The sequence below is a fragment of the Pseudoalteromonas sp. SIMBA_162 genome, from assembly GCF_046535955.1.
GTDB classification, from domain to species: Bacteria; Pseudomonadota; Gammaproteobacteria; order Enterobacterales; family Alteromonadaceae; genus Pseudoalteromonas; species Pseudoalteromonas marina.
Genome location: NZ_JAWJBQ010001029.1, coordinates 1 through 243, shown reverse-complemented (window position 1 = coordinate 243; position 243 = coordinate 1). Strand labels below are relative to the sequence as shown.

The 243-nt window shown below is 71.6% G+C and carries 1 protein-coding gene; it reads left to right on the top strand.

What is annotated here, in order from left to right; translation table 11 throughout:
• The coding region (locus R0J88_RS22835; protein ID WP_410901295.1) for a hypothetical protein at nt 1-243 on the top strand (243 nt) is incomplete at both ends.

Sequence of the window (243 nt, the reverse complement as noted above, 5' to 3'; positions counted from 1 at the left end):
GCCGAACTGCTGGAAGACCGCGTGCGGCAGGCGCTGGAGCTGCTGAAGCGCGTGCGTGCGCGCTGGGAGTTCGTGCGCGACCGGCTCGACCAGCCGCTGCGCGAGGCGCGGCACTACCTGGTGCAGCTCGGCTACGAGGCGCTCGCCGAGAAGTTCGCCGATCGCGCCGACGAGCAGCCGGGCGCGAGCGTGTTCCACGTCACGCAGGACCGCACGACCCGCACCTCGTGGAAGCAGGAGATC